Below are 6,328 nucleotides of genomic sequence, written 5' to 3' on the forward strand. Positions count from 1 at the left end.
ACCGAAACGGCCGCCGTCGACACGAACGAGCTCGAGCAGGTGTACCGCCAGCGGACCACGCTGGCGCCCGACGCCGGCTTTGCCGTCGCCGGCGAGGAGGTACCGAACGCGGACCTGCGGCTCCGCGTCGTTACGACCGCAGGGACCGACGGGACCTACGACTGGGCGCGCGTCGACGAGCTATCGTCGATAGACATCCGGATCAGGGAGTCGGGGACGCGGTTTACGGAGCTGGACTAGCGGCTGCCTGGCGCGGAAACGCGCTCGACGTCGACGTCGAGGTGGATACCCGGGGGGAACTCCTGGCCCGCGACGTCCCGGGCGAACTCGTCGTGACCGACGACTTCCATCGTCCGCGTGTAGATGGTGTAGTTCCACGACCGGAACCGGGAGCCGCTGGCCGAGAGCCGCTTGGATTGCGGTATCGACGCATCGTGCGGTGACTCGGCGTGCGGGCCCCGGAGCTCGACGCCCTTCCGTTCGGCGCGCGTTTTGATGTTCCCGACGATTCGTTCCAGAACGTTGCGGTCCCCGCTCTGGAGCGTCAGGGTGGTGACGAAGGGCATACAGCCTACTGGATGCTCGATGCTCAAAAGCGCACCTATCCGACCGGCAGTGTGGCCTCCCGGCCCAAACGCCGGAATCGACCGTCCGATATCCCTTTAAGCGGTGGCCGTTTACCCGAAAGTAATGCAAGAGGCCACGAGCGCGGGAGCCATCCTCTTTCGCGATACGCGTGGCCGGCGTGAGTACCTGCTGCTCAAGTCCCGTCCCGGAGATTGGGAGTTTCCCAAAGGCGGCGTCGAGGGCGAAGAGGAACTACAGCAGACCGCCATCCGCGAAGTGAAAGAGGAGGCCGGAATCGAGGATTTCCGGCTGTTAGACGGCTTCCGAAAGGACTACGACTACGTGTTCGAAGCGAACGGAACGACCATCCACAAGACCGTCCACCTGTTCATCGCCAAATCCTACGAGGCGTCGGCGGAACTCTCCGAGGAGCACCGCGACATGCAGTGGCGCGACTACGAACAGGCCATAAACACCATCACGCAGGACGGCCCCCGTGAGATACTCGAGGACGCCCACGAGTTCCTCGACGAGAAACTCGAAAGCGACGAGGACGACGAGGAGTAATCCGTCGCCGTACCTCGGGGTGACCGACCGATAGCGGCCGCCACCGCGAACCCTTTTCGGGCCCGCCCACGAGTCCACGGCCATGAGTCGCATCGACAGAGCGCAGTTCGCCGTCCTCGTTCTCGCCGGCCTCGTCGGCGTCCTCGCAGTGCTGCCCTACCTCTTCGCCCTCGTACCACCGACCGGGGAGGTATCGTTGGCCGTCATCGCCGTCGCGACCGTCATCCAGTCGGGAGCGCTCGTCGCCGTCGCCTGCCTCGTCGGCCTCTATCTCGGCCCGAAGGTCGGCCTCGGCGCGCCACTCCTTCGGGCGCGTCTCCACGGCCACGCCATCGGCGAGCAACGCCGCGAAACCCTGCGACTCGCCGTTCCGCTTGGCATCGCGACGGCCGTCGCCATCGTCGGCCTCGACATCGCCTTCGGTGCCGTCGGCGTCTCGATTCCGGCCGACGCCGTCGACCAACCGGCCGTCTGGAAGCGCGCGCTCGCATCGCTGTACGGCGGCATCACGGAGGAACTCCTCGTCCGGTTCGGTCTCATGACGCTTTTCGTCTGGCTGTCGACGCTCGTCGCCGGCGAGGACGGCCCGGCCGACGGCGCCGTCTGGGTCGCGATCTTCCTCACCGCCATCGCCTTCGGCGCCGCCCACCTCGGCACCCTCGCGTCGATGACCGACCCGACACCGCTGCTGATGGTTCGGACCGTGCTGTTGAATGCCATCGGCGGCGTCGTCTTCGGGTGGCTCTACTGGCGCCGCGGCATCGAGTCCGCGATGGTGGCGCATTTCACCGCCGACCTGACGCTACACGTCGTCGCCGCGGAACTGCTGGCGGTCGCTGGCGGCGTCTGAGCATCCTTAAAAGGGCTACTGGAAGCCCCGAATCGGCTGGGCTTGCGTGCTCTCCTCGTCGGCCTCGTGGAGGCGCTTGGCGAGTTCCTCGCGGGCCTCCTGGATCTCGTCGGCACGTTCCATGAGCGCGTCGGTCTCGACGTCGATGTCGGCGAGCGGGCCGATACCGTGTTCGAGGAGGACCCGAGCCGCTTCCGGGTCGGGGAACTGGGCCTCCGTCTCGACGATGAGGCCGACGGAATCGAAGCCCGTTTCGGCGGCGTGGTTGAGCAGTGCGCCCGTCGGCCCGGTAACGATACCCCCCTGCCGGGGCGGGACGATACCCTCCGCCTCGATCCGGTCGTGGCCCGCGCCGGTGGCGACGCCGTACATCTCCGGGACGCCGTCTTTCTCCTCGGAGAGGCCGCTGAGATACAGGGGGAAGACGTCGTTGGCGTCGAACCAGCCGGTGACGCAGGTGGCGAACTCGCTTGCCCGCGTGGGTGAGATGGGGACGTCGCTCTGGAGGACGAGGAGGTCGCGGTCGTCGTCCGCGTAGATCCGTACCGGCGGTCGGATGTCGGACTGCTCGCCCTCGTAGACGGCGACCTCCGGGAGGCCCTCACAGTGGACCGAGCCGTAGTAGTCCATGTCGAACTCCTCGACGAGATGGTCGGCCGCGATCTTCCCGACGAGGCCGGCCCCCGGCAGCCCCTCGACCAGTAGGGGCGAATCGAGGTCAATATCGTCGGCCTGAACCTGTATATGTGCCATAGCAGTAGGGTGGTGTGGACGGGCCTTAATTGTGGTCGCCGAACGGTCAGATTCGTTCTCGGACGACCAGCGGTGTCGTCGGCGACTGCTCCAGACCGACACCGACAAAGCCACCGCAACCGCAGCAAGCGTATGGACCCGCTCGACAGATACGACTCGCTCGTCGACGACGCCGAGGCGTTTCACGAGGCCTGCGAGCGCCCGCTGCCGTCGGTCGTCCGAGTCAACGATATCAAGGCGACCCCCGACCGCGTCCGCCGGGCCTTCGACGAGACGGGCGTCGACTACGAGCGCGTCGAGTGGCACGACGGCCTCTTCCGGATGGCCGACGACGTCTCCCCCGGCAACACGTGGCCCTACGTCCACGGCTGGGTACACGGCCAGGAGGAGGTCTCGGCCATCCCGCCGCTGGCGCTGGAACCCAACCCCGGCGACCGCGTGCTGGACTGCTGTGCTGCACCGGGAAGCAAGACGACGCAACTGGCTTCGCTGATGGAGGACCGCGGCACGCTGGTCGGCAACGACAACAACCTCGGCCGGCTGTCGGCCCTTCGCTCCAACGCCGAACGCTGCGGTGTCACGAACGTCGTCGTCACCCGGCAAGACGCACGGAACTTCTCGCTGAAACCCTTCGGCGGGAAGCCCTTCGACGGCGTCCTCGTGGACGTGCCCTGCTCGTGTGAAGGGACGATCCGGAAGAACCCCGACGCGCTCGAAAACTGGTCGCTGGGTCACATCGAGAGTATCGTCGACGTCCAGACGGCCATCCTCGACCGTTCCATCGAGATCACCCGGAAGGGCGGCACCGTCGTCTACTCGACGTGTACCTTCGCGCCCGAGGAGAACGAGGCCGTCGTACAGGACGCCCTCGACAGCCACGACATCCGCCTCGTCGACTACGACCTCGGCCTCGAACACGACCCCGGAATCACCGAGTGGAACGGCCAGCAGTTCGACGAGACGATGACCCGCGCCAAGCGCGTCTATCCCCATCAGAACGACACGGGCGGGTTCTTCTGTGCGAAACTGGAGGTGACCGCATGAGCAACGACGGCCAACTGTTCAACCGCCTCCCCGCGACCGCCGCCGACCGCGAGGTCGAGGGTCGGGCCACCCGCGAGGAGGTCATCGACTGGTGGGTCGACCGGTTCGACCTCGACCGCGAGACCTTCGCCGGCCACACCATCTGGGAGAAGGGCGCCGGGAAGATATGGGTCTTCGCCGACGACATGGATTCACCGGCCGACGTCGAGGGGCTCGGCATGACCTTCCTCCGGACGCGACAGGAACACTGGAAGCCGACGACCGACGCTGTCCAGCGGTTCGGCCGCGAGGCGACGAAGAACGTCATCGTCCTCGACGACGAGGAAGCGACGGCCTTCCTGCAGGGCGAGGACCAGGAACTCGACTGGGACGGCGACTGGGGCTATCTCATCGCTGCCCACGAGATCGCTGGCGGTGTCGAACCCATCGGCGTCGGCCTCTACGTTCACGGCGAGTTGCGCTCCCAGATGCCGAAGGGCCGCCAGCGCGACGTCTGACCGTGACCCGATATCTCGCCGCCGATCTACATTTCGACCACGCCGAGGTGCTCGGTTACACCGACCGCCCCTTCGCGTCGATCGGCGAGATGAACGACCGCCTGCTCGACAACTGGAACGCCGTCGTCGACCCCGACGACGAGGTGATCTATCTCGGTGACCTGGTCGTTCCGTCGGAACCGACGACGGTCCGGCGGTGGCTCCGCCGCCTGAACGGCGAGATCACGTTCGTCGTCGGCGACCACGACGAGGGCGTCCGACGGACCCGCGCGGTCACAGCACGCCGAGAGTATCGCTTCGAAGCCGGCGGCTACCGATTTCTCTGTGTCCACGACCCCGCCGAAGCCCCCGCCGACCGAACTGACTGGCTGATTCACGGCCACCACCACGATATGCGACCCGACGAGTTCCCGTTCGTCGACCCCGGGAACCGCCGGAGCAACGTCTCCGTCGAACTGACGGGCTACGAACCGGTGCCGGTCGCGGAACTGATCGACTACATCCGACAAGGGAAGCGACTGCGAACCCGACCTTCGTAGCCTACTTCTCGCGAACCGTCCCGCCACCGAGGCCTTCCCACTCGACGCGATATCCCAGTCGGGACAGGACAGCGCTCGTCTCGTCGATGCCCCACTCGTCCAGCACCGCCTCGGCCTCCGAGAGGTCCATCCCTGCCTCGATACCGGGGGTGATGTCTTCAACCACAGCGGGCCGGACCAGCGTTCGACCGACACGTTCGTGGTCCGGAAACGCCGCATCCTCGATGGCTGATTCGGGGACGCCGTAGTCGTCGGCGAGGGCGGCGATGGTGGTCACGTCTGCTTCGGGCGTCAGTTCGTCCGGCACCGAATCGGCGCTTTCGGCCCTGAGTTCCCCCTCGTAGTGCCGGAGAGCGTCCCGGACGTCCTTGAGGCGGACGGTCCGCTTGTAGGGAATCGCGCGGTGGCCCGCCGCCTCGATGTCCTCGCCGACGCCGAGGCTCTCGTCGTAGGCGACGATGAAGGCCACGTCTTCGAGGTCCGCGAAACGGGAGAGCTTCTTGTCGACGTACTCGGGCGTCCAGAAGCCCATAATCTCGAAGAAGACCCGAAAGTCGGAGTGTTTCCAGTCGAAAGCGAAGTCGGGGATGACGACGTGCTCGCCGGCCGCCAGCGGCTCCGGTTCGCGGACGACGTTCCAGTCGAGGTCCAGCGACTCGAAGCGCGCGTAGAAATCCGATTCGACGCCGCTGTCGAAGGTCGGTTCGGCGACCGGCTCGGTGCCCGGCACCGAGACGTCACCCGTGTCAAGCGTCAGCAGGCGCTCGGTTCCCCGGTCGTCGATGGTCGCTTCGAGGTGCCATTCGTTGGCCTTCGCGACGGTTCGCAAGAGGCGAGCGAAACGCGTCCCGTAGCGCCGGGAGCGCCGAAAGAGCGCGTCGGGACCGGTGACGATGACCTCGCGACCCTCGTCGGTCCGCTCGATCTCGTACATCAGTCGAAGGCGTTTGACAGCCGAGACGAGCGCCTTCGGCTCCGAGGAGCGAACGCGGACCTCCGTCGCGTCGAAAAGGGCGGTCTGAGCCAACGAGAGGTCGTACTGCTCGCGGAGGCTCTCGGGGTCGTAGCGGGTATCGCAGTCGGTCAGCACCTGCTCGATCTCCCGGTCGGCAAAGAGCGAGGCGTCGATATCGGCGGCCTCGGCGCCGAGTCGGTCGGCCGCCTGTTTCAGGGCGGCGTTGCGGTCAGCATCTGTGACGACGCCACCCGTGGCTTCGGCGGCCTCGAAAGCGGCCGTGCGTGCGCGAACCGGTGCAACCGGCGCGCGTGTCTCGAAGGTCGCCTCCCGTTCGAGCAGTTTGGCGAAGCCCCGGACCAGTTTGAAATCGTCGGCCTCGCGTTCGAGATCGGTCAGGGCCGTCTCCAGTTCCTCGCGGCGCTTTCCGACGTGGCCCTGATAGACGCCGAGAACGCGGGCGGCGAGCGCCTCGTCGTCGGGGTCGGTGAACTGTGGGTGGTAGCCGCCACCGGCCCGCGAGACGCGGAGGAGGTCCTTCGTCAGCACTACGCGA

At 66.7% G+C, this 6,328-nt stretch carries 9 protein-coding genes; 6 read left to right on the forward strand and 3 right to left on the reverse strand.

The features are described 5' to 3' along the window. The coding region (locus V5A53_RS11800; RefSeq protein ID WP_332313812.1) for a hypothetical protein at positions 1-240 on the forward strand (240 nt) is incomplete at its 5' end. On the opposite strand, the gene V5A53_RS11805 is transcribed toward V5A53_RS11800, so the two are convergent. Next, positions 237-566, reverse strand: a complete 330-nt coding sequence (locus V5A53_RS11805; protein WP_332313813.1) for an uS10/mL48 family ribosomal protein — start codon at positions 564-566, stop codon at positions 237-239. The genes V5A53_RS11800 and V5A53_RS11805 overlap by 4 nt on opposite strands. A 124-nt stretch (positions 567-690) precedes the next feature. Here V5A53_RS11805 and V5A53_RS11810 point away from each other — a divergent pair, with 124 nt between their 5' ends. Together V5A53_RS11810 and V5A53_RS11815 are read left to right on the forward strand one after the other, a co-directional pair. After that, complete coding sequence (locus tag V5A53_RS11810) at positions 691-1,134, forward strand: bis(5'-nucleosyl)-tetraphosphatase (RefSeq protein ID WP_332313814.1); 444 nt, start codon at positions 691-693, stop codon at positions 1,132-1,134. Between the two features lie 82 nt (positions 1,135-1,216). Further along, entirely contained in the window at positions 1,217-1,984 is a 768-nt protein-coding gene (locus tag V5A53_RS11815) for a CPBP family intramembrane glutamic endopeptidase (protein ID WP_332313815.1), read from the forward strand. 15 nt (positions 1,985-1,999) lie between these two features. Here V5A53_RS11815 and V5A53_RS11820 read toward each other — a convergent pair whose 3' ends face one another. Beyond that, complete coding sequence (locus V5A53_RS11820) at positions 2,000-2,737, reverse strand: proteasome assembly chaperone family protein (RefSeq protein ID WP_332313816.1); 738 nt, start codon at positions 2,735-2,737, stop codon at positions 2,000-2,002. A 132-nt stretch (positions 2,738-2,869) separates the two neighbouring features. Here V5A53_RS11820 and V5A53_RS11825 point away from each other — a divergent pair, with 132 nt between their 5' ends. From V5A53_RS11825 to V5A53_RS11835, 3 genes are read left to right on the forward strand one after another with little or no spacing between them, the layout of a single operon-like run. Then, complete coding sequence (locus tag V5A53_RS11825; protein ID WP_332313817.1) at positions 2,870-3,781, forward strand: RsmB/NOP family class I SAM-dependent RNA methyltransferase; 912 nt, start codon at positions 2,870-2,872, stop codon at positions 3,779-3,781. Further along, positions 3,778-4,278, forward strand: a complete 501-nt coding sequence (locus V5A53_RS11830; RefSeq protein ID WP_332313818.1) for a DUF7122 family protein — start codon at positions 3,778-3,780, stop codon at positions 4,276-4,278. Before V5A53_RS11825 ends, V5A53_RS11830 begins: the two co-directional genes overlap by 4 nt. 2 nt (positions 4,279-4,280) lie before the next feature. Then, positions 4,281-4,817, forward strand: a complete 537-nt coding sequence (locus tag V5A53_RS11835) for a metallophosphoesterase family protein (RefSeq protein WP_332313819.1) — start codon at positions 4,281-4,283, stop codon at positions 4,815-4,817. A gap of 1 nt (position 4,818) precedes the next feature. Here V5A53_RS11835 and V5A53_RS11840 read toward each other — a convergent pair whose 3' ends face one another. Next, positions 4,819-6,321 (reverse strand): DUF790 family protein, encoded by a 1,503-nt coding sequence (locus tag V5A53_RS11840; protein WP_332313820.1) that lies wholly within the window; start codon positions 6,319-6,321, stop codon positions 4,819-4,821. Between the last annotated feature and the right edge of the window lie 7 nt (positions 6,322-6,328).

This window comes from Natronomonas sp. (assembly GCF_036625485.1).
GTDB lineage: Archaea > Halobacteriota > Halobacteria > Halobacteriales > Haloarculaceae > Natronomonas.